General features: G+C 53.6%; 19 protein-coding genes. 14 read left to right on the top strand and 5 right to left on the bottom strand.

Going from position 1 to position 20,227, the window contains the following annotated elements; genetic code table 11:
• Positions 1-43: 43 nt before the first annotated feature.
• The 3 genes from sgrT (at position 44) to NL510_RS19545 (ending at position 1,862) form a co-directional block, all read left to right on the top strand.
• Positions 44-193 carry a glucose uptake inhibitor SgrT gene (sgrT, locus tag NL510_RS19555; RefSeq protein WP_253379452.1) on the top strand — a complete coding sequence of 50 codons (150 nt, stop codon included), beginning with the start codon at positions 44-46 and terminating at the stop codon, positions 191-193.
• A gap of 121 nt (positions 194-314) precedes the next feature.
• Positions 315-1,493, top strand: coding sequence for a sugar efflux transporter (locus tag NL510_RS19550; RefSeq protein WP_253379450.1), 1,179 nt, complete (start codon positions 315-317; stop codon positions 1,491-1,493).
• A 216-nt stretch (positions 1,494-1,709) separates the two neighbouring features.
• Positions 1,710-1,862, top strand: coding sequence for a Hok/Gef family protein (locus NL510_RS19545; RefSeq protein WP_014068883.1), 153 nt, complete (start codon positions 1,710-1,712; stop codon positions 1,860-1,862).
• A gap of 92 nt (positions 1,863-1,954) precedes the next feature.
• Here the strand turns inward: NL510_RS19545 and leuD are convergent, their stop codons facing one another.
• From leuD to leuL, 5 genes are all read right to left on the bottom strand, one after another.
• Positions 1,955-2,560 (bottom strand): 3-isopropylmalate dehydratase small subunit, encoded by a 606-nt coding sequence (leuD, locus tag NL510_RS19540; protein WP_253379448.1) that lies wholly within the window; start codon positions 2,558-2,560, stop codon positions 1,955-1,957.
• 10 nt (positions 2,561-2,570) lie between these two features.
• Positions 2,571-3,971, bottom strand: coding sequence for a 3-isopropylmalate dehydratase large subunit (gene leuC, locus NL510_RS19535; protein ID WP_253379446.1), 1,401 nt, complete (start codon positions 3,969-3,971; stop codon positions 2,571-2,573).
• A gap of 2 nt (positions 3,972-3,973) precedes the next feature.
• Positions 3,974-5,065, bottom strand: coding sequence for a 3-isopropylmalate dehydrogenase (gene leuB / locus NL510_RS19530; protein WP_253379443.1), 1,092 nt, complete (start codon positions 5,063-5,065; stop codon positions 3,974-3,976).
• Positions 5,065-6,636 (bottom strand): 2-isopropylmalate synthase, encoded by a 1,572-nt coding sequence (gene leuA / locus NL510_RS19525; RefSeq protein ID WP_253379439.1) that lies wholly within the window; start codon positions 6,634-6,636, stop codon positions 5,065-5,067. The genes leuB and leuA overlap by 1 nt, the downstream gene beginning before the upstream one ends.
• A gap of 90 nt (positions 6,637-6,726) precedes the next feature.
• Positions 6,727-6,813: a leu operon leader peptide gene (leuL, locus tag NL510_RS22950; RefSeq protein WP_366518973.1), complete on the bottom strand. Its 87-nt coding sequence runs from the start codon at positions 6,811-6,813 to the stop codon at positions 6,727-6,729.
• Between the two features lie 637 nt (positions 6,814-7,450).
• On the opposite strand from leuL, the gene leuO reads away from it, so the two are divergent.
• The 11 genes from leuO to mraY all read left to right on the top strand — a co-directional run bounded on the left by leuO (position 7,451) and on the right by mraY (position 20,226).
• Entirely contained in the window at positions 7,451-8,395 is a 945-nt protein-coding gene (gene leuO, locus NL510_RS19520) for a transcriptional regulator LeuO (protein WP_253379438.1), read from the top strand.
• Between the two features lie 380 nt (positions 8,396-8,775).
• Positions 8,776-10,500, top strand: coding sequence for an acetolactate synthase 3 large subunit (gene ilvI / locus NL510_RS19515; RefSeq protein ID WP_253379436.1), 1,725 nt, complete (start codon positions 8,776-8,778; stop codon positions 10,498-10,500).
• Position 10,501: 1 nt separating this feature from the next.
• Positions 10,502-10,993: an acetolactate synthase small subunit gene (ilvN, locus tag NL510_RS19510; RefSeq protein ID WP_253379435.1), complete on the top strand. Its 492-nt coding sequence runs from the start codon at positions 10,502-10,504 to the stop codon at positions 10,991-10,993.
• 179 nt (positions 10,994-11,172) lie between these two features.
• Positions 11,173-12,177 carry a catabolite repressor/activator gene (gene cra / locus NL510_RS19505; RefSeq protein WP_253379431.1) on the top strand — a complete coding sequence of 335 codons (1,005 nt, stop codon included), beginning with the start codon at positions 11,173-11,175 and terminating at the stop codon, positions 12,175-12,177.
• Positions 12,178-12,774: 597 nt separating this feature from the next.
• Complete coding sequence (mraZ, locus tag NL510_RS19500) at positions 12,775-13,233, top strand: division/cell wall cluster transcriptional repressor MraZ (protein WP_253385022.1); 459 nt, start codon at positions 12,775-12,777, stop codon at positions 13,231-13,233.
• Between the two features lie 2 nt (positions 13,234-13,235).
• Positions 13,236-14,177, top strand: coding sequence for a 16S rRNA (cytosine(1402)-N(4))-methyltransferase RsmH (gene rsmH / locus NL510_RS19495; protein WP_253379430.1), 942 nt, complete (start codon positions 13,236-13,238; stop codon positions 14,175-14,177).
• Positions 14,174-14,539 carry a cell division protein FtsL gene (ftsL, locus tag NL510_RS19490; protein WP_253379428.1) on the top strand — a complete coding sequence of 122 codons (366 nt, stop codon included), beginning with the start codon at positions 14,174-14,176 and terminating at the stop codon, positions 14,537-14,539. The genes rsmH and ftsL overlap by 4 nt, the downstream gene beginning before the upstream one ends.
• A gap of 15 nt (positions 14,540-14,554) precedes the next feature.
• On the top strand, positions 14,555-16,321 hold the full coding sequence (locus NL510_RS19485) for a peptidoglycan glycosyltransferase FtsI (protein ID WP_253379427.1): 1,767 nt from the start codon (positions 14,555-14,557) through the stop codon (positions 16,319-16,321).
• Positions 16,308-17,795 (top strand): UDP-N-acetylmuramoyl-L-alanyl-D-glutamate--2,6-diaminopimelate ligase, encoded by a 1,488-nt coding sequence (gene murE, locus NL510_RS19480; RefSeq protein ID WP_253379426.1) that lies wholly within the window; start codon positions 16,308-16,310, stop codon positions 17,793-17,795. Before NL510_RS19485 ends, murE begins: the two co-directional genes overlap by 14 nt.
• Entirely contained in the window at positions 17,792-19,150 is a 1,359-nt protein-coding gene (gene murF / locus NL510_RS19475; protein WP_253379425.1) for a UDP-N-acetylmuramoyl-tripeptide--D-alanyl-D-alanine ligase, read from the top strand. Before murE ends, murF begins: the two co-directional genes overlap by 4 nt.
• Positions 19,144-20,226, top strand: coding sequence for a phospho-N-acetylmuramoyl-pentapeptide-transferase (mraY, locus tag NL510_RS19470; RefSeq protein WP_028016681.1), 1,083 nt, complete (start codon positions 19,144-19,146; stop codon positions 20,224-20,226). Before murF ends, mraY begins: the two co-directional genes overlap by 7 nt.
• Position 20,227: the final 1 nt, after the last annotated feature.

Raw genomic sequence — 20,227 nt, 5'->3', positions numbered from 1 at the left:
TATTAAGCCAATAATCCTTAGCGATGAAGCGAGGAGGTGAATTATGAAGAGGTCTACCGCACGTCAGTTTTATCAGCAGTACTTTTCGGCGACAAAAGGCGCATCCTGGCTGGCCCGCCAGTGCGCTGAGCAACGGCTGAAAATGTTAGAAGAATTGATGCAGTGGGACGTTACAGCGGTTTCTTCTGGTTAACTCGCCTCGATCATGTGTGACTGAGTATTGGTGCTAATCACCCGCCAGCAAAATGTTTTTGCTGGCTTTTTTCGTTTATTATTTCACCCAATTTCGATTTTGCTTTCACAAGGACTTGCGCATGCTCTGGTTGATGACGATGGGGCGACGCCTGAACGGCGTGTATGCCGCTTTTATGCTGGTGGCCTTTATGATGGGCGTGGCGGGGGCGCTACAGGCACCGACGCTCAGCCTGTTCCTCAGCCGCGAGGTGGGCGCACAGCCGTTTTGGGTGGGGCTGTTTTATACCGTCAACGCCATTGCCGGGATCCTGGTGAGCCTGGGGCTGGCGAAACGATCTGACCGTCAGGGTGACCGGCGTAAGCTGATCCTGTTCTGCTGTGCGATGGCCGTGGGTAACGCGCTGCTATTTGCATTTAATCGCCATTATCTGACGCTCATCACCTGCGGCGTGCTGCTGGCCTCGCTGGCCAATACCGCGATGCCGCAACTGTTCGCGCTGGCGCGTGAATATGCGGATAATTCAGCGCGGGAAGTGGTGATGTTCAGTTCAGTGATGCGTGCGCAGCTTTCGCTGGCATGGGTGATTGGCCCGCCGCTGGCATTCATGCTAGCGCTGAATTACGGCTTCACCACCATGTTCTCTATCGCTGCCGGGATCTTTGTCATCAGCCTGGTGCTGATTGCTTTCGCGCTGCCGTCGGTGGCGCGGGTTGAGCAGACGACGGATAAGCCCATCACCCAGGTTAGCGGCTGGCAGGATAAAAACGTCCGCATGTTGTTTATTGCTTCCACGCTGATGTGGACCTGCAACACCATGTACATTATCGATATGCCATTGTGGATCAGCGGCGATCTGGGGTTACCGGACAAGCTTGCGGGGATCATGATGGGTACCGCCGCCGGGCTGGAAATTCCGGCGATGATCCTGGCGGGGTATTACGTGAAGCGCTTTGGCAAACGCCGGATGATGATTGTGGCGGTAGCGGCTGGGGTGCTGTTCTACCTGGGGCTGATCCTTTTCCATTCGCAGGAAGCGTTGCTGGCATTGCAGCTCTTCAACGCCGTGTTTATCGGCATCGTCGCCGGGATAGGCATGCTCTGGTTCCAGGATTTAATGCCGGGGCGGGCAGGCTCCGCGACCACGCTTTTCACCAACAGTATTTCGACGGGCGTCATTCTTGCCGGTGTGATTCAGGGCGCGCTGTCGCAAAGCTACGGACATGCGTCAGTTTACTGGATGATTGCGGCGATTTCGGTGGTTACGCTGGTACTGACCTGCCGGGTTAAAGATGTTTGATTCTGGAAGGCGGCTTCACGAAATGATACGACTTTCTGACAGGAACGCAGAAGGCGCATAGAGTGCGTGGCGGGTGCTTGAGGCTGTTTGCCTCAGGCTATCGCAAGAGGCAAACAGTGGAGAGTCCCACATCAAAAAATTGATGGGGAGACCAACTTCACAACCATCATTGCGAGGTTAGTCTCTTCATTGCCGAAAAGCAATAAGGAGGCTGGAATGCCAAAACGTACTCTGCTGTTAAGTTTGTTTTTGATCTGTACGACGCTGTTGATCTTCACCTGGATGGTGCGCGACTCGCTGTGTGAGCTGCACTTCAGACAGGAGAAAACAGAGCTGGCGGCAGTGTTGGCTTACGAAGCAAAACGTTAGCGGTATTGGCGGGGGAAGTTTCCCCGCCTCTCTGGAGTGGTTGAGCCTCAACGCACCCTTATCAATGGCCCGCACCCTGCGGGCCATTGCCTTTAGCCCATAAACGCAGGCTGTTTTTTCTCATACGCTGAGATAGCGTCTTCGTGCTGGAGCGTCAGGCCGATGCTGTCCAGACCGTTCAGCATGCAGTGGCGACGGAAGGCATCAATGCTGAAGCTGTAGGTCTTATCCCCGGCTTTTACCATTTCCGCGTCCAGATCCACCTCAAACGACATCCCCGGATTCGCCTGCACCAGTGCGAACAGCTCATCGACCTGCGCATCGCTCAGCGTCACCGGCAACAACTGGTTGTTAAAGCTGTTACCGTAGAAGATATCCGCGAAGCTCGGGGCAATCACCACTTTAAAACCGTAGTCGGTCAACGCCCAGGGGGCATGCTCGCGTGACGAACCGCAGCCAAAGTTTTCTCGTGCCAGTAAAATCGACGCGCCTTTATATTCCGGGAAGTTCAGAACGAACTCCGGGTTGGGAACTTCGCCCTTGTCGTCCAGAAAACGCCAGTCGTTAAACAGGTGCGCACCAAAGCCGGTGCGCGTGACTTTCTGCAAGAACTGCTTTGGAATGATCGCATCGGTATCGACGTTAGCGGCGTCGAGTGGGACAACCCGGCCCGTATGTTGGGTAAATTTCTCTGCCATGATTGTCTCCTTATTTCAGGCTGCGAATATCGGCGAAATGGCCGGTAACGGCGGCAGCGGCAGCCATCGCCGGGCTGACCAGATGCGTGCGCCCGCCCCGACCCTGACGGCCTTCAAAGTTACGGTTGCTGGTGGAGGCGCAACGCTCACCTGGGTTCAGGCGGTCATTGTTCATGGCCAGACACATGGAACAGCCTGGCAGGCGCCACTCGAAGCCCGCGTCGATAAAGATCTTATCCAGACCTTCGGCTTCCGCCTGGGCTTTCACCGGACCGGAGCCTGGCACCACCAGCGCCTGCACGCCCGGCGCTACTTTGCGGCCTTTGGCAATATCGGCGGCGGCGCGCAAATCTTCGATACGGGAGTTGGTGCAAGAGCCAATGAAGACTTTATCGATGGCGACATCGGTTAAGGGAACGCCGGGTTTCAGCCCCATATAGGCCAGCGCTTTTTCCGCACTCGCCCGTTCAACCGGATCGGCGAAAGAGGCCGGATCGGGAATGGCGTCGTTGACCGAGATCACCTGGCCCGGGTTGGTACCCCAGGTGACCTGTGGCGCAATTTCCTCCGCCTGCAGGGTGACGGTAGTATCAAAATTCGCACCATCGTCGGTTTTCAGGGTTTTCCAGTATTCGACGGCATCGACAAAATTCTGCGCTTTTGGCGCATGCAAACGGCCCTTCACGTAGCTGAAGGTGATCTCGTCTGGCGCCACCAGGCCCGCTTTTGCGCCCATCTCAATAGCCATGTTGCACAGGGTCATACGCCCTTCCATGCTCAGCGCCTGAATAGCCTCGCCGCAGAATTCAACCACGTGGCCGGTACCGCCTGCGCTACCGGTTTTACCAATGATGGCCAGCACGATATCTTTTGCAGTAATGCCCGGGGCCGCTTTGCCCTTCACTTCAATCTTCATGGTTTTGGCGCGGCCCTGCTTCAGGGTTTGCGTGGCCAGAACGTGTTCAACTTCAGACGTGCCGATACCAAATGCCAGCGCCCCAAACGCACCATGGGTGGCGGTATGGGAGTCACCGCAGACGATGGTCATGCCCGGGAGGGTGATGCCCTGCTCTGGCCCCATTACGTGGACAATGCCCTGATACGGGTGGTTCAGGTCGTAGAGTTCAACGCCAAATTCATTGCAGTTCTTGATAAGCTCCTGCATCTGGATACGCGCCATCTCGCCGGACGCATTGATGTCCTTGGTCTGAGTGGAGACGTTGTGATCCATGGTGGCGAAGGTTTTACCCGGCTGACGCACCGGACGCTTATGCGTGCGCAGGCCGTCGAATGCCTGTGGTGACGTTACCTCGTGCACCAGATGCCTGTCGATGTACAACAGCGGGGTTTCGTTTGGCGCCTCGTAGACAACGTGCGCGTCAAACAACTTTTCGTATAACGTCTTCGCCATGATTACACCCCTTGCGCGATATAGCGGGCAATGATGTCGCCCATTTCATCGGTACTGACTGCCGCCGTGCCGCGTGCCAAATCACCGGTACGAACGCCTTCTTCTAACGCACGGTTAATGGCGTTTTCAATTGCGGTTGCCGCGTCGCCTGCATCCAGGCTATAGCGCAGCAGCAGCGCCAGAGAGAGGATCTGCGCAATCGGGTTGGCAATGTTTTTGCCCGCGATATCCGGCGCGGAGCCGCCTGCGGGTTCGTACAGTCCAAAGCCTTCTTCATTTAGGCTTGCTGACGGCAACATGCCCATGGAGCCGGTGATCATCGCGCACTCGTCCGACAAGATATCGCCAAACAGGTTGGAGCACAGCAGGACGTCAAACTGGGACGGATCCTTAATCAACTGCATCGTCGCGTTATCGATGTACATGTGCGACAGTTCAACGTCCGGGTACTGTTTTGCGATTTCACCGACGATTTCACGCCACAAAATGGATGACTGCAGAACGTTCGCTTTATCAATTGAGGTCACCTTATGGCGACGTTTGCGCGCAGACGCAAAAGCGATGTGGGCAATACGTTCAATTTCGAAACGATGATACACCTCGGTATCAAACGCTTTCTCGTGCTGGCCATTGCCTTCGCGGCCTTTTGGTTGACCAAAGTAGATACCGCCGGTCAATTCTCGCACGCACAGGATATCGAAACCGTTGGCGGCGATATCCGCACGCAGCGGGCAAAACTCTTCCAGACCCTGATACAGCTTCGCCGGACGCAGGTTGCTGAACAGCTTAAAGTGTTTACGCAGCGGCAGCAGCGCGCCACGCTCTGGTTGTTCTGCTGGCGGCAGGTGTTCCCATTGTGGGCCACCCACGGAGCCAAACAGCACGGCATCTGCATTTTCACAACCTTCAAGGGTCGCTTTAGGCAGCGGCATACCGTGATTATCGATAGCTATGCCGCCCACATCGTAGTGGCTGGTGGTAATTTTCATCGCAAACCGTGAACGCACGGCTTCCAGTACTTTCAACGCCTGTGCCATTACTTCCGGGCCAATACCATCACCCGGCAACACAGCAATATGGTAACTCTTCGACATTACACGGTTTCCTTTTTGTTCTCGTTGTTCTGAGCTTTACGTTGTAACTCTTTTTCAACTTCGGCGGCGCGCCAGATGTTGTTCAGGACATGCACCATCGCTTTTGCAGAGGATTCAACGATATCCGTTGCCAGGCCTACTCCGTGGAAACGACGCCCGTTGTAGTTCACAACGATATCCACCTGACCAAGAGCATTTTTACCCTGGCCTTTAGCCGTCAGATCATATTTGACTAACTCGACGTCGTACTCAGTTACGCGGTTAATCGCCTGGTAGAGGGCATCGACAGGGCCATTACCGTTTGCCGCTTCAGCTTTGATTTCCTCGCCGCAGGCCAGTTTTACGGATGCGGTGGCAATGTCGCTTGAGCCTGATTGCACGGTGAAGTAGTCCAGACGGAAATGCTCTGGTTCTTCCTGCTGCTTGTTGATGAAGGCCAGCGCTTCCAGGTCATAATCGAAGACCTGTCCTTTTTTGTCCGCCAGCTTCAGGAATGCGTCGTACAGCTGATCCATGTTGTAATCGCTGTCCTGATAACCCATCTCCTCCATGCGATGTTTGACTGCCGCACGGCCAGAGCGAGAAGTCAGGTTCAACTGGACCTGGTTTAAACCGATCGATTCCGGGGTCATGATCTCGTAGTTTTCACGGTTCTTCAGCACGCCGTCCTGGTGAATACCCGAGGAGTGTGCAAAGGCACCGGTACCGACAATTGCCTTGTTCGCCGGGACCGGCATGTTGCAAATCTGGCTGACGGTCTGGCTGGTGCGCCAGATTTCATTGTGATTAATGCGCGTGTTCACGTTCATGATGTCTTTGCGCACCTTGATCGCCATGATCACTTCTTCCAGCGAGCAGTTGCCGGCACGTTCACCAATGCCGTTCATTGCGCCTTCAACCTGACGCGCGCCGGCGTGGACGGCGGCGATGGCATTACCCACCGCCAGACCTAAATCATCGTGAGTATGAACAGAGATAATCGCTTTATCGATGTTTGACACACGCTCATACAGGCCGGTGATGATATTAGAAAACTCAAACGGCATGGTGTAGCCGACGGTATCCGGGATGTTGATGGTTTTGGCACCGGCATTGATTGCGGCTTCAACGACGCGCGCTAAATCGTCGATCGGCGTACGGCCCGCATCTTCACAGGAGAATTCAACGTCATCAGTATAGTTGCGTGCACGTTTAACCATGTAAACCGCCCGCTCAATGACGTCATCCAGCGTGCTGCGCAATTTGGTTGCAATGTGCATAGGGGAGGTGGCGATAAATGTATGAATACGGAAGGCTTCGGCCACTTTCAGCGATTCGGCTGCAACGTCGATGTCTTTCTCTACGCAACGAGCCAGAGCGCATACACGGCTGTTTTTAATCGTACGCGCAATGGTCTGTACCGATTCGAAATCACCCGGAGAAGAGACAGGGAAACCGACCTCCATTACGTCGACGCCCATACGTTCGAGAGCCAGCGCAATCTGCAGTTTCTGTTTCGCACTCAGGCTCGCCTGTAATGCCTGTTCACCGTCACGTAAAGTAGTATCAAAAATAACGACTTGCTGGCTCATGGGTTAGGTCCTTGTCAGTCTTAGGGCGCCTTGCTACGAGCATAAAAAAACCCGCGCAATGGCGCGGGTTTTAGTTTTACTGGTGACGATTCAACGCTGAATGTCGCCCGCCAGTCTACCGCGCACAGTGGATGCGTTTAGTAGTAGTAGACCGGTGAAACGAAGGGTGCGAATCATGAATCGTGCTCCGTGAACGTTAATATGCTTTTAGTGGTACTGGATACCGCAGCGCATGTCAACCCTTGAGAGCAGAAACCCACCCAACACCCCGCCGTGGCCCTTTGTTGGGATTAGCTTATTGTGCTGGTTTTGTCCTTTTGTACCCATTCAATTGTCTACTTTTGGACTGGTTATTCATCTCTGGTATGGTTTAAATATAATTAGTTTCATTTCAACATATTTAAACCCGTGAAATCGTGGTGGGGGGAATCTGTTTGCATTCATTAACTTATAAATGCGGTGAATGTCCATGGCAGAGATAAAAAGATTAAGATGCTACCGAGATGTTAACTCTTTGCGTGGGTGAAATGTTAATAGTTTAATAATACTTAAGTTATCCTTAACCGAAGGGGTGATTGTATATTTTTCCGGATTATGGTTTCATTCCGCTCATAATGTTTTTGATATTATTAGCGGGCGATTTCCTCACTATATTTCTGAGATAAGCGATGCCTGTCTTATGATGGCTATTCTTTATATTTTCCGAATTTTAAAAAATTCTCTTTCGCTGGTTTTATCTGCATGGTAAATCATATTTTTACAACTTATTACTGTACTTTTGCAAAGGGAATTTAGCGTGACAGTGGAGTTAGAAATGCCAGAAATAAAAATTAATCAGCCTCAAATTCATGATGGGGTTAAACCTCAGTTACGCATGGTAGATCTCAACCTGCTCACCGTGTTCGACGCGGTAATGCAGGAGCAGAATATTACCCGAGCAGCACAAACTCTGGGCATGTCACAGCCGGCCGTCAGTAATGCAGTGGCCAGGCTTAAAGTTATGTTTAACGACGAATTGTTTGTACGCTACGGCAGAGGGATTCAACCCACCGCGCGTGCGTTTCAGCTTTTTGGTTCTATCCGTCAGGCGCTGCAGTTAGTCCAGAATGAGCTTCCCGGCTCTGGTTTTGAACCCTTAAGCAGTGAGCGTGTTTTCCATCTTTGCGTTTGTAGCCCGTTAGATAACTATTTGACATCAGTTATATACAATAAAGTTGAAGAAATTGCGCCAAATATTCACCTGGTATTTAAATCATCCCTTAATCAGAACACCGAACACCAGCTTCGTTATCAGGAAACAGAGTTCGTTCTTGGATATGAAGAGTTTCGTCGTCCTGAGTTTTCATGTATTCCCCTCTTTAAAGATGAAATGGTGTTAGTCGCCAGTAAAAAACATCCTCGAATGAATTCTCCGCTTCGGGAAAGCGATGTTTATAATGAGCAGCATGCCGTGGTGGCGCTCGACAGATATGCCTCGTTCAGTCTGCCGTGGTACGACACGCCGGACAAGCAAGCAAGCGTTGCTTATCAGGGAATGGCCATGGTTAGCGTATTAAACGTGGTTTCTCAGACGCACCTGGTGGCCATTGCCCCGCGCTGGCTGGCGGAAGAGTTTTCTGAACAGTTAAACCTGCAGGTATTGCCGTTACCGCTTAAGCTAAACAGCCGTACCTGCTACCTCTCCTGGCATGAAGCGGCTGGCCGGGATAAAGGGCATCAGTGGATGGAAGAGTTACTTATTAGCGTCTGCCGTCGATAGGCTCATCAGGATAAATTGCATGCTACTATGCTATTTATCCTGTATTTTTCTATAAAAAAACTATTTTATTCTGTGAGATTTTTTTGCGGCCTGCTGTGAGCCTCTCAAAAATAGATGATTTACTGAATCTTCCCTGTTTTAAGCGATGATTTATCACCGCCCATGCTCTTGCCAGACGAATTCACCATATCCCTTGCCGATGGCTATGTTTTCTGCTTTCCATGCCCTTTGCCCCTCCCGGTTTGCTAATTGCCTGCCTCATAACGAGCGGTTAAGGTAGCTATCACTCTGCACATTATAAGATTGGTTCATTCCAGTCGTAAGACGGCGTAGAAATGAAGTCTGCTGTCGGTCTGTAACAAAAAGCCTGGAGGCGAAGCATGGAGATGTTGTCTGGCGCGGAAATGGTCGTTCGATCGCTTATCGATCAAGGCGTAAAGCAAGTGTTCGGCTACCCGGGAGGCGCAGTCCTCGATATTTATGATGCGCTGCATACGGTAGGCGGCATTGACCATGTTCTGGTACGCCACGAGCAGGCAGCGGTGCATATGGCTGACGGGCTGGCACGTGCCACAGGCGAGGTGGGCGTAGTGCTGGTGACGTCAGGGCCTGGGGCGACAAATGCTATAACCGGGATTGCAACGGCCTATATGGACTCCATCCCATTGGTCATTCTCTCCGGACAGGTGGCGACCTCGTTGATTGGCTATGATGCGTTCCAGGAGTGCGACATGGTGGGGATTTCACGCCCCGTTGTTAAGCACAGCTTCCTGGTCAAACAAACCGAAGACATTCCTGGCGTATTAAAAAAAGCCTTCTGGCTGGCGGCAAGCGGGCGCCCTGGTCCGGTGGTGGTTGATTTGCCGAAAGATATACTGAACCCGGGAAATAAGCTGCCTTATTTCTGGCCTGATTCGGTGAGCATGCGCTCTTACAACCCGACTACGCAGGGGCATAAAGGCCAGATTAAACGTGCCTTGCAAACGCTTGTGGCGGCGAAAAAACCGGTGGTCTATGTCGGCGGCGGAGCGGTCAACGCCGCCTGCGAGGCGCAGCTTCGCGAACTGACAGAAAAATTGAATCTTCCCGTCGCCTCTTCGCTGATGGGGTTGGGCACATTTCCGGCATCGCATCGTCAGGCTCTCGGCATGTTAGGTATGCATGGTACCTATGAAGCTAATATGACCATGCATAACTCGGATGTGATCTTTGCCGTTGGCGTGCGCTTTGACGATCGAACCACCAACAACCTGGCGAAATACTGCCCGAATGCCACTGTATTGCACATTGATATCGATCCTACCTCTATTTCAAAAACAGTTTCGGCAGATGTACCGATCGTGGGCGATGCGCGCCAGGTCCTGCAACAAATGCTGGATCTCCTCGCTCATGAGACTACGGTGCAACCGCTGGATGAGATCCGCGACTGGTGGCAGCAGATTGAGCAGTGGCGAGGGCGTCAGTGTCTGAAGTACGACACGCACAGTGAGAGTATAAAACCGCAGGCGGTTATTGAAACGCTCTGGCGGCTGACCAGAGGCGATGCGTATGTTACCTCTGACGTGGGCCAGCACCAGATGTTCGCCGCCCTGTATTATCCGTTTGATAAACCTCGTCACTGGATCAACTCGGGCGGCCTGGGAACGATGGGCTTTGGTCTGCCCGCCGCGCTGGGCGTGAAGCTGGCTCTGCCCAAGGAGACCGTCGTTTGTGTCACGGGGGATGGCAGTATTCAGATGAATATTCAGGAGCTTTCTACGGCACTGCAGTATGAGCTGCCGGTACTGGTCTTGAACCTGAATAACGGTTATCTCGGTATGGTGAAGCAGTGGCAGGATATGATCTATTCCGGGCGGCACTCTCAGTCATATATGAAGTCATTGCCCGATTTTGTGCGCCTTGCCGAATCCTACGGCCATATTGGTATGCGCGTGACCGAGCCGGCAGCGCTGGAAGCTACACTCGCTGAAGCGCTGGAGCATGTTAAAAACAACCGCCTCGTTTTTGTCGATGTCGTGGTCGACGGTACAGAGCACGTTTATCCGATGCATATTCGCGGTGGTGGTATGGACGAAATGTGGCTAAGTAAAACGGAGAGAACCTGATATGCGCCGGATATTATCGGTATTACTGGAAAATGAGTCAGGTGCGCTGTCTCGCGTCATCGGGCTGTTCGCGCAGCGCGGTTACAACATTGAAAGCCTGACCGTTGCGCCTACTGACGATCCTACGCTGTCACGTATGACGATTCAAACCGTCGGAGATGCCAAAGTGCTGGAGCAGATCGAGAAACAGCTGCATAAGCTGGTCGATGTGCTGCGGGTCAGTGAACTCGGGCAGGGGGCGTACGTTGAACGTGAAGTCATGCTGGTAAAGATTCAGGCCAGCGGTTACGGGCGTGAAGAGATCAAGCGCAATACGGATATCTTCCGTGGGCAGATTATCGACGTTACGCCATCTATCTATACGGTTCAGATGGCCGGAACGAGCGATAAACTGGATGCTTTTCTGGCATCTGTACGGGATGTGGCAAAAATTGTTGAGGTTGCGCGTTCCGGCATTGTTGGCCTGTCGCGCGGCGATAAAATCATGCGTTAGTTGTCAAAATAGTTAGCCTCTTCCTGCCCGGTCGCCAAAGCCGGGCTTTTTTTTGTACAAACCACCGCGAATACAGATAAAAGCGATTGCCGCGGTGACTATTCTGCGTTTAGATGTTAAAAGATTTAACCATAACCTTGACAGGGCCATGGACACTTTTCTTTTTTTAAGGGGCAATTGTGAAACTGGATGAAATCGCCCGGCTAGCGGGCGTGTCACGAACTACAGCCAGCTATGTGATTAACGGTAAAGCAAAGCAGTACCGTGTCAGTGATAAGACCGTTGAAAAAGTGATGGCGGTGGTTCGTGAGCATAATTACCATCCGAATGCTGTCGCAGCCGGCTTACGCGCCGGGCGTACCCGCTCTATTGGTCTGGTGATCCCCGATCTGGAAAACACCAGCTATACCCGAATCGCTAACTACCTTGAACGTCAGGCTCGCCAGCGTGGCTATCAATTATTGATTGCCTGTTCGGAAGATCAGCCGGATAACGAAATGCGCTGCATTGAGCATCTGCTCCAGCGCCAGGTCGATGCCATTATCGTTTCAACCGCTTTACCGCCAGAACACCCATTTTATCAGCGCTGGGCGAATGATCCGCTGCCCATCGTCGCGCTCGACCGCGCACTGGACAGAGAGCATTTCACCAGTGTGGTGGGCGCCGATCGGGATGATGCAGAAATGCTGGCGGCTGAGCTGAGAACCTTCCCGGCCGAAACCGTGCTTTATCTGGGGGCGTTGCCCGAGCTTTCTGTGAGTTTCTTGCGTGAACAAGGGTTCAGGGCCGCATGGAAAGACGATCCGCGTGAGGTCGACTATCTCTATGCCAACAGCTATGAAAGTGAGGCCGCTGCACTGCTGTTTGAAAAATGGCTGGAGACGCATCCCATGCCGCAAGCCTTGTTCACGACCTCGTTTGCATTATTGCAGGGTGTCATGGATGTGACGCTGCGTCGCGAAGGTAAGCTGCCATCCGATCTGGCTATTGCCACCTTCGGCGATAATGAACTGCTCGATTTCCTGCAGTGCCCGGTACTAGCGGTTGCTCAGCGACATCGCGACGTGGCTGAACGGGTGCTGGAGATCGTATTGGCGAGCCTGGACGAGCCGCGTAAACCGAAGCCAGGGCTGACGCGCATCAAACGCAATCTGTACCGCCGCGGAATTCTGAGCCGTCATTAATGCTTCAGGGGGGAAAAACCGCCCCCATTTGAGAGAGAAAGGCATAGGGATAATTCCCGGATAAAAATTAGGATAATTCCTTACGAATCATAGCCTGCAGTTTTTATTTATTCATTTCGCCATTATAAATTGCGACTTAAAGAACCTTTAATCGTTTTTTAAACATTATATTTGTATTATTTTGTTACAGGCATGCTCTGTCGATGAATATTCACTCCTTTTTCTCCCGCCCGACCCCGTTCGTCTGTCTGCTCGTGCACTCACGCGCTGTCAGGATTCATCTGACGCTGTTATCCCCAGGGAATATGTCTTAAAATGCAGCCCGCGTCGCAAACTGACACTTTATATTTCGTTGCGATGATATTGAGTGAGCGTTAACGCTAGTGTGCATATTCGGTTTTTTTCTTACAAATATTCATAACGTTAATTTTGCCTCGCCAGTTGTGCAGTTATTAACCAGGCGCGTTTATCTCTGTAAATAGAGGGCTTTCGGGCCCTTGTAGGGATAGTCCTGGCTTGACAAGCTTTTCCCTCGCTCCGTAAACTCCTTCGTGTGGGAATTTGTGGGTTAAAGTGGTGAGGAGGGGTGTGGCTGGCATGTTCCGTGGAGCAACGTTAGTTAACCTCGACAGCAAAGGTCGCTTATCGGTACCAATGCGATACCGTGACCAGTTGATCGAGAATGCTTCAGGTCAAATGGTGTGCACCATTGACATCAACTCCCCCTGCCTGCTGCTTTATCCCTTGCCTGAATGGGAAATTATTGAGCAAAAGCTGTCGCGACTGTCGAGCATGAACCCGCAGGAACGCCGCGTACAGCGGTTGTTATTGGGTCATGCCAGTGAGTGTCAGATGGATAATGCAGGGCGATTACTGATTGCGCCTGTGTTGCGGCAACATGCCGGTCTGACTAAAGAAGTGATGCTGGTCGGACAGTTCAACAAGTTTGAACTGTGGGATGAAACGACCTGGTATCAACAGGTCAAGGAAGATATCGACGCTGAGCAGAACGATTCCGAAACGCTATCGGAACGGCTGCAGGACTTGTCTCTATAAATATGATGGAAAATTACAAACATACAACGGTGTTGCTGGATGAGGCCGTGAATGGCCTGAATATTCGTCCAAACGGCATCTACATTGATGGCACTTTTGGCCGCGGTGGGCACTCACGTTTGATCCTTTCCCGGCTTGGAGCGGATGGACGTCTGCTGGCAATCGATCGCGATCCGCAGGCGATTGCCGTTGCGCAAACCATCGATGACCCTCGCTTTTCCATCATCCATGGACCTTTCTCTGCGATCGCGGATTATGTTGCCGAGCGTGGCCTGACGGGCAAGATTGACGGAATCCTTCTCGATCTTGGCGTCTCCTCACCCCAGCTTGATGATGCAGAACGCGGTTTCTCTTTTATGCGAGACGGCCCGCTGGACATGCGCATGGATCCTACGCGTGGTCAATCTGCTGCGCAGTGGTTACAAACTGCTGACGAAGCCGATATTGCATGGGTAATCAAAACCTTCGGCGAAGAACGTTTTGGCAAGCGTATTGCGCGCGCCATCGTTGAGCGCAACCGTATTGAGCCGATGACCCGCACGAAAGAGCTGGCCGAGGTAATTGCCGCTGCCATGCCGGTGAAGGATAAGCACAAACATCCCGCGACCCGTACCTTCCAGGCGGTTCGCATCTGGGTAAACAGTGAACTGGAGGAAATAGAGCTGGCGCTAAAAAACTCGCTCGACGTGCTTGCCCCGGATGGGCGGTTATCCATCATCAGCTTCCATTCGCTGGAAGACCGCATTGTGAAACGCTTTATGCGTGAACAGAGCCGCGGTCCGCAGGTTCCTGCAGGGTTGCCGATGACGGAAGAACAACTCAGTAAATTGGGTGGCCGTTATTTGCGAGCATTAGGCAAGTTGATGCCGGGCGAAGAAGAGGTGGCAGAGAATCCACGTGCCCGTAGTTCAGTGCTGCGCATTGCAGAAAGGACGAACGCATGATCGGCAGAGTGACAGAGACCCTAAGCAAAGTTAAGGATTCGTTAGGAAGCAACGAGCGCCATGCCTTGCCTGGCGTGATCGGCGACGATCTTTTGCGGTTTGGGAAGCTACCACTCTGCTTGTTCATTTGCATCATTGCGACGGCCGTAACGGTGGTCACAACCGCCCACCATACCCGTTTATTAACTGCGCAGCGCGAGCAGATGGTACTGGAACGCGATGCGCTGGATATTGAATGGCGAAACCTGATCCTTGAAGAGAATGCGCTTGGCGATCACAGCCGGGTTGAACGGATAGCAACGGAAAAGCTGCAACTGCAGCATGTTGATCCTTCGCAGGAAAATATCGTAGTACAAAAATAAGGAAAAATGCGACGCATGAAATCAGCGGCAAAGACGCTAAAACCAAAACGTCAGGAAGAACAGGCCAACTTTGTCAGTTGGCGTTTTGCGTTGCTTTGCGGCTGCATTTTACTGGCACTGGGTTTTCTGCTGGGTCGCGTGGCGTGGTTACAGATTATCGCGCCTGACATGCTGGTCCGTCAGGGGGACATGCGCTCCCTGCGCGTGCAGGAAGTCTCGACATCGCGCGGTATGATCACCGACCGCTCTGGTCGCCCGCTGGCGGTAAGCGTGCCGGTTAAGGCCATCTGGGCCGATCCGAAAGAGCTGCACGATGCTGGCGGCATCACGCTCGATAATCGCTGGAAAGCGCTCTCGGATGCCCTGAAGATGCCGCTGGATCAGCTGGCATCCCGCGTCAATGCGAACCCGAAAGGGCGCTTTATCTATCTGGCGCGCCAGGTTAACCCTGATATGGCAGACTATATTCGCAAACTGAAACTGCCGGGTATCCATCTGCGTGAGGAGTCTCGTCGTTATTATCCATCAGGCGAAGTAACCGCTCACCTCATCGGCTTTACCAACGTCGATAGCCAGGGTATCGAGGGGGTAGAGAAAAGCTTTGATAAATGGCTGACCGGCCAGCCGGGCGAACGTATCGTGCGTAAAGACCGCTACGGTCGCGTTATCGAAGATATCTCGTCAACCGACAGTCAGGCGGCGCACAACCTGGCCCTGAGCATTGATGAACGTCTTCAGGCGCTGGTCTACCGCGAGTTGAATAACGCTGTCGCCTTCAACAAAGCAGAGTCCGGCAGCGCTGTGCTGGTGGATGTCGCCACGGGCGAGGTGTTGGCGATGGCCAGCAGTCCGTCTTATAACCCCAATAATTTCGCCGGCACCGCAAAAGATGCGATGCGTAACCGTTCAATCACCGACGTGTTTGAACCCGGTTCCACCGTAAAACCGATGGTGGTGATGACAGCGCTCCAGCGCGGCATCGTTAATGAAAGTACCGTTCTGAATACCATTCCTTACCGCATTAACGGCCATGAAATTAAAGATGTGGCACGTTACAGCGAACTGACCCTCACCGGGGTCTTACAGAAGTCGAGTAACGTCGGTGTGTCTAAGCTGGCGTTAGCGATGCCGTCCTCAGCGTTAGTAGAGACTTACTCACGTTTTGGGCTGGGAAAAGCGACCAATTTGGGGTTGGTCGGGGAACGCAGTGGCTTATATCCTCAAAAACAACGGTGGTCTGACATAGAGAGGGCCACCTTCTCTTTCGGCTATGGGCTAATGGTAACGCCATTACAGTTAGCGCGAGTCTACGCAACGATTGGCAGCTATGGCATCTACCGCCCGCTGTCGATTACCAAAGTTGATCCCCCGGTTCCGGGCGAGCGGGTGTTCCCGGAATCCATTGTGCGTACCGTTGTGCACATGATGGAGAGCGTGGCGCTGCCTGGCGGCGGCGGCGTGAAAGCCGCGATCAAAGGTTATCGTATCGCCATCAAAACCGGTACGGCGAAAAAAGTGGGGCCAGACGGCCGCTACATCAATAAATACATTGCCTACACCGCAGGCGTCGCGCCTGCAAGCAATCCGCGTTTTGCGCTGGTGGTCGTCATCAACGATCCACAGGCGGGTAAATATTACGGCGGCGCCGTCTCCGCGCCTGTTTTCGGCGCAATCATGGGCGGCGTGTTGCGCACCATGAACATTGAACCGGATGCGCTGGCGACGGGCGATAAAAGTGAATTTGTAACTAATCAAGGCGAGGGTACAGGTGGCAGATCGTAATTTGCGCGACCTTCTCGCTCCGTGGGTGCAAAATGCGCCTGCGCGAGCGCTACGGGAGATGGTGCTGGACAGCCGTGCGGCTGCTTCTGGCGATCTTTTTGTGGCTGTAGTGGGTCATCAGGCGGACGGGCGTCGTTATATCCCGCAGGCGATTGCGCAAGGGGTTGCTGCCATTATTGCTGAGGCTAAAGATGAGGCAACCGACGGTGAAATTCGTGAAATGCACGGTGTGCCGGTTATTTATCTTCGCCAGTTGAATGAACGTCTTTCTGCGCTGGCAGGACGTTTCTATCACCAACCTTCCGACCAGTTGCGTCTGGTAGGGGTAACAGGCACTAACGGAAAAACCACCACCACCCAGTTGATGGCGCAATGGGCGCAACTGCTGGGTGAAACTGGCGCGGTGATGGGCACCGTGGGCAACGGTCTGTTGGGCAAAGTGATCCCAACGGAAAACACCACCGGTTCTGCCGTTGACGTGCAGCATGTGCTGGCGGGCCTGGCAGAGCAGGGGGCGACCTTTGCCGCAATAGAAGTTTCTTCGCACGGTTTGGTGCAACACCGTGTGGCGGCGCTGAAATTTGCCGCCTCTGTATTCACCAACCTCAGTCGCGACCATCTTGATTATCATGGTGATATGGAGCATTACGAAGCGGCTAAATGGCTGCTCTACTCCACCCATCACTGTGGACAGGCGATCATCAACGCTGATGACGAAGTAGGCCGCCGCTGGCTGGCAAAACTGCCGGATGCGGTTGCCGTATCAATGGAAGACCACATTAACCCGAACTGCCACGGCCGCTGGTTAAAGGCGCTTGACGTGAGCTATCACGACAGCGGGGCGACAATCCGCTTTGCTTCCTCGTGGGGGGAGGGCGAGATTGAAAGCCGCCTGATGGGGGCTTTTAACGTCAGCAACGTTCTACTGGCTCTGGCGACCTTGCTGGCGCTGGGGTATCCGATGGCTGAACTGCTGCAAACTGCAGAGCGTCTGCAGCCGGTATGTGGCCGTATGGAAGTGTTCAGCGTACCGGGGAAACCGACCGTGGTGGTGGATTATGCCCACACGCCGGATGCGCTGGAAAAAGCGCTGGAAGCGGCACGTCTGCACTGCGCCGGTAAACTCTGGTGCGTCTTTGGCTGCGGCGGTGACCGTGATAAAGGCAAGCGCCCTCTGATGGGGGCCATTGCCGAACAGTTCGCGGATATTCCGGTTGTCACCGATGACAACCCGCGCACCGAAGAGCCACGCGCCATCATTAACGATATCCTGGCTGGCATGCTGGACGCTGGACGCGCGCGGGTGGTGGAAGGCCGTGCGCAAGCTGTTACCAACGTTATTATGCAGGCGCGTGAGAACGATGTGGTTCTGCTGGCGGGTAAAGGCCACGAAGATTATCAGCTTGTCGGCAATCGCCGTCTGGATTACTCCGACCGCGTGACGGCTGCACGTCTGCTGGGGGTGGTCACATGATTAACATCACGCTAACCCAGGCCGCTGCGGTATTGCAGGGCGAGCTGCTGGGGCAGGATCTGACCATTGACGCCGTGACAACCGATACCCGTAAAGTGACCGAAGGCTCTCTTTTCGTGGCGCTGAAAGGCGAACGTTTTGACGCCCATGATTTTGTGGCACAGGCCAAAGAGAACGGAGCAGGCGCGCTGCTGGTCAGCCGCAAGCTCGACATCGACTTGCCGCAGATTGTGGTGAAGGATACGCGGCTGGCGTTTGGTGAGCTGGCCGCGTGGGTGCGTCAGCACGTTCCCGCGCGCGTCGTGGCGCTTACGGGGTCGTCTGGAAAGACGTCAGTAAAAGAGATGACGGCGGCTATTCTCGGGCAGTGTGGAAAGACACTTTATACCGCCGGGAACCTCAATAATGACATCGGCGTGCCGATGACATTACTCCGCCTGACCAAAGAGCATGAGTTTGCGGTCATTGAACTGGGGGCAAACCACCAGGGCGAAATCGCCTGGACCGTGAGCCTGACCCGCCCGGAAGCGGCGCTGGTCAATAACCTGGCCGCTGCTCATCTGGAAGGTTTCGGGTCGCTGGAAGGCGTGGCGAAAGCCAAGGGGGAGATTTACACCGGCCTGCCGGTTGACGGTATCGCCATTATGAATGCCGATAATAACGACTGGCTGAACTGGCAGAGCACTATTGGGGCACGCAAGACCTGGCGTTTCTCGCCGAATGCCGCCGACAGTGATTTTACCGCCACCCATATTCATGTGACTTCGCAGGGTACGCAATTCACGCTCAATACCCCTACGGGCGGGATTGACGTGCTGTTGCCGCTGCCGGGGCGCCATAACATCGCCAATGCACTCGCGGCGGCGGCGTTGTCGATGGCGGTGGGTGCGACGCATGAGGCGATCAAAACCGGGTTGGCAAACTTAACCGCCGTGCCGGGGCGTTTGTTCCCGATTCGGCTGGCGGAAAATACACTGCTGCTGGATGACTCTTACAACGCCAATGTTGGTTCGATGACCGCGGCGGTGCAGGTGCTGTCTGAGATGCCGGGCTATCGCGTGATGGTGGTTGGTGATATGGCCGAGCTGGGTGATGACAGTGAAGCTTGTCATATTCAGGTGGGCGATGCTGCGAAAGCCGCAGGGCTGGATTGTGTGCTGAGCACAGGAAAACTGAGCCAGGCGCTTAGCGATGCCAGCGGTGTCGGCGAACACTTTGCCGAAAAAAACGCATTAATTGAACGGCTTAAATCTTTAATTGCAGAAAAACACATTGTGACAGTGCTTGTGAAAGGTTCACGTAGTGCCGCCATGGAGCAGGTTGTGCACGCATTACAGGAGAACGGAACATGTTAGTTTGGCTGGCCGAACATTTGGTCAAATATTATTCAGGCTTTAACGTCTTTTCCTATCTGACGTTTCGCGCCATTGTCAGCCTGCTGACTGCGTTGTTCATCTCATTGTGGATGGGGCCGCGCATGATTGCCCGTCTGCAAAAACTCTCATTCGGTCAGGTCGTGCGGAACGACGGTCCGGAGTCCCATTTCAGCAAACGTGGTACGCCGACGATGGGCGGGATTATGATCCTGACCGCCATTGTCGTTTCCGTGCTGCTGTGGGCGTATCCCTCTAATCCCTACGTCTGGTGCGTACTGACCGTCCTCATAGGTTATGGAATCATTGGTTTCGTCGACGACTATCGCAAAGTGGTGCGTAAAGATACCAAAGGGCTGATTGCCCGCTGGAAATATTTCTGGATGTCGGTGATTGCTCTGGGCGTGGCCTTCGCGCTGTACCTTGCCGGTAAAGACACCCCCGCCACCGAGCTGGTGGTGCCATTCTTCAAAGATGTCATGCCGCAACTGGGGTTGTTCTACATCCTGCTGGCGTATTTTGTGATTGTCGGCACCGGCAACGCTGTCAACCTCACCGATGGTCTGGATGGCCTGGCGATAATGCCAACCGTTTTTGTGGCGGCTGGTTTTGCCCTGGTAGCCTGGGCGACCGGTAACATGAACTTTGCCAACTATTTGCATATTCCGTATCTGCGCCACGCAGGGGAACTGGTGATTGTCTGCACGGCGATTGTCGGGGCAGGCCTTGGCTTCCTGTGGTTCAACACCTATCCGGCTCAGGTCTTTATGGGCGACGTCGGCTCGCTGGCCCTGGGCGGCGCGCTGGGCATTATTGCCGTGCTGCTGCGTCAGGAATTCCTGCTGGTTATCATGGGCGGCGTGTTTGTGGTTGAGACCCTGTCGGTTATTTTGCAGGTTGGCTCCTTTAAGCTGCGCGGTCAGCGCATCTTCCGTATGGCGCCGATTCACCATCACTATGAACTGAAAGGCTGGCCAGAGCCGCGCGTAATTGTGCGCTTCTGGATTATTTCGCTGATGCTGGTGCTGATTGGCCTGGCAACGCTGAAGGTACGTTAAT

The sequence above is a fragment of the unidentified bacterial endosymbiont genome (genome assembly GCF_918797525.1).
In the GTDB taxonomy this organism is placed as follows: Bacteria; Pseudomonadota; Gammaproteobacteria; order Enterobacterales; family Enterobacteriaceae; genus Enterobacter.
Note: the sequence above shows the minus strand (reverse complement) of the source record. Positions and strands in the feature narration are given on the sequence as shown.

Bases quoted from the DNA above. Each gene is read 5' to 3' on its own strand.
- mraZ (WP_253385022.1), top strand. From the start codon at position 12,775: ATGTTCCGTGGAGCAACGTTAGTTAACCTCGACAGCAAAGGTCGCTTA.
- ilvI (WP_253379436.1), top strand. From the start codon at position 8,776: ATGGAGATGTTGTCTGGCGCGGAAATGGTCGTTCGATCGCTTATCGAT.
- leuA (WP_253379439.1), bottom strand. From the start codon at position 6,636: ATGAGCCAGCAAGTCGTTATTTTTGATACTACTTTACGTGACGGTGAA.
- murF (WP_253379425.1), top strand. From the start codon at position 17,792: ATGATTAACATCACGCTAACCCAGGCCGCTGCGGTATTGCAGGGCGAG.
- mraY (WP_028016681.1), top strand. From the start codon at position 19,144: ATGTTAGTTTGGCTGGCCGAACATTTGGTCAAATATTATTCAGGCTTT.
- ftsL (WP_253379428.1), top strand. From the start codon at position 14,174: ATGATCGGCAGAGTGACAGAGACCCTAAGCAAAGTTAAGGATTCGTTA.
- leuD (WP_253379448.1), bottom strand. From the start codon at position 2,560: ATGGCAGAGAAATTTACCCAACATACGGGCCGGGTTGTCCCACTCGAC.
- NL510_RS19545 (WP_014068883.1), top strand. From the start codon at position 1,710: ATGCCAAAACGTACTCTGCTGTTAAGTTTGTTTTTGATCTGTACGACG.
- leuC (WP_253379446.1), bottom strand. From the start codon at position 3,971: ATGGCGAAGACGTTATACGAAAAGTTGTTTGACGCGCACGTTGTCTAC.
- NL510_RS19550 (WP_253379450.1), top strand. From the start codon at position 315: ATGCTCTGGTTGATGACGATGGGGCGACGCCTGAACGGCGTGTATGCC.
- NL510_RS19485 (WP_253379427.1), top strand. From the start codon at position 14,555: ATGAAATCAGCGGCAAAGACGCTAAAACCAAAACGTCAGGAAGAACAG.
- leuO (WP_253379438.1), top strand. From the start codon at position 7,451: ATGCCAGAAATAAAAATTAATCAGCCTCAAATTCATGATGGGGTTAAA.
- sgrT (WP_253379452.1), top strand. From the start codon at position 44: ATGAAGAGGTCTACCGCACGTCAGTTTTATCAGCAGTACTTTTCGGCG.
- ilvN (WP_253379435.1), top strand. From the start codon at position 10,502: ATGCGCCGGATATTATCGGTATTACTGGAAAATGAGTCAGGTGCGCTG.
- rsmH (WP_253379430.1), top strand. From the start codon at position 13,236: ATGATGGAAAATTACAAACATACAACGGTGTTGCTGGATGAGGCCGTG.
- leuB (WP_253379443.1), bottom strand. From the start codon at position 5,065: ATGTCGAAGAGTTACCATATTGCTGTGTTGCCGGGTGATGGTATTGGC.
- leuL (WP_366518973.1), bottom strand. From the start codon at position 6,813: ATGATTCGCACCCTTCGTTTCACCGGTCTACTACTACTAAACGCATCC.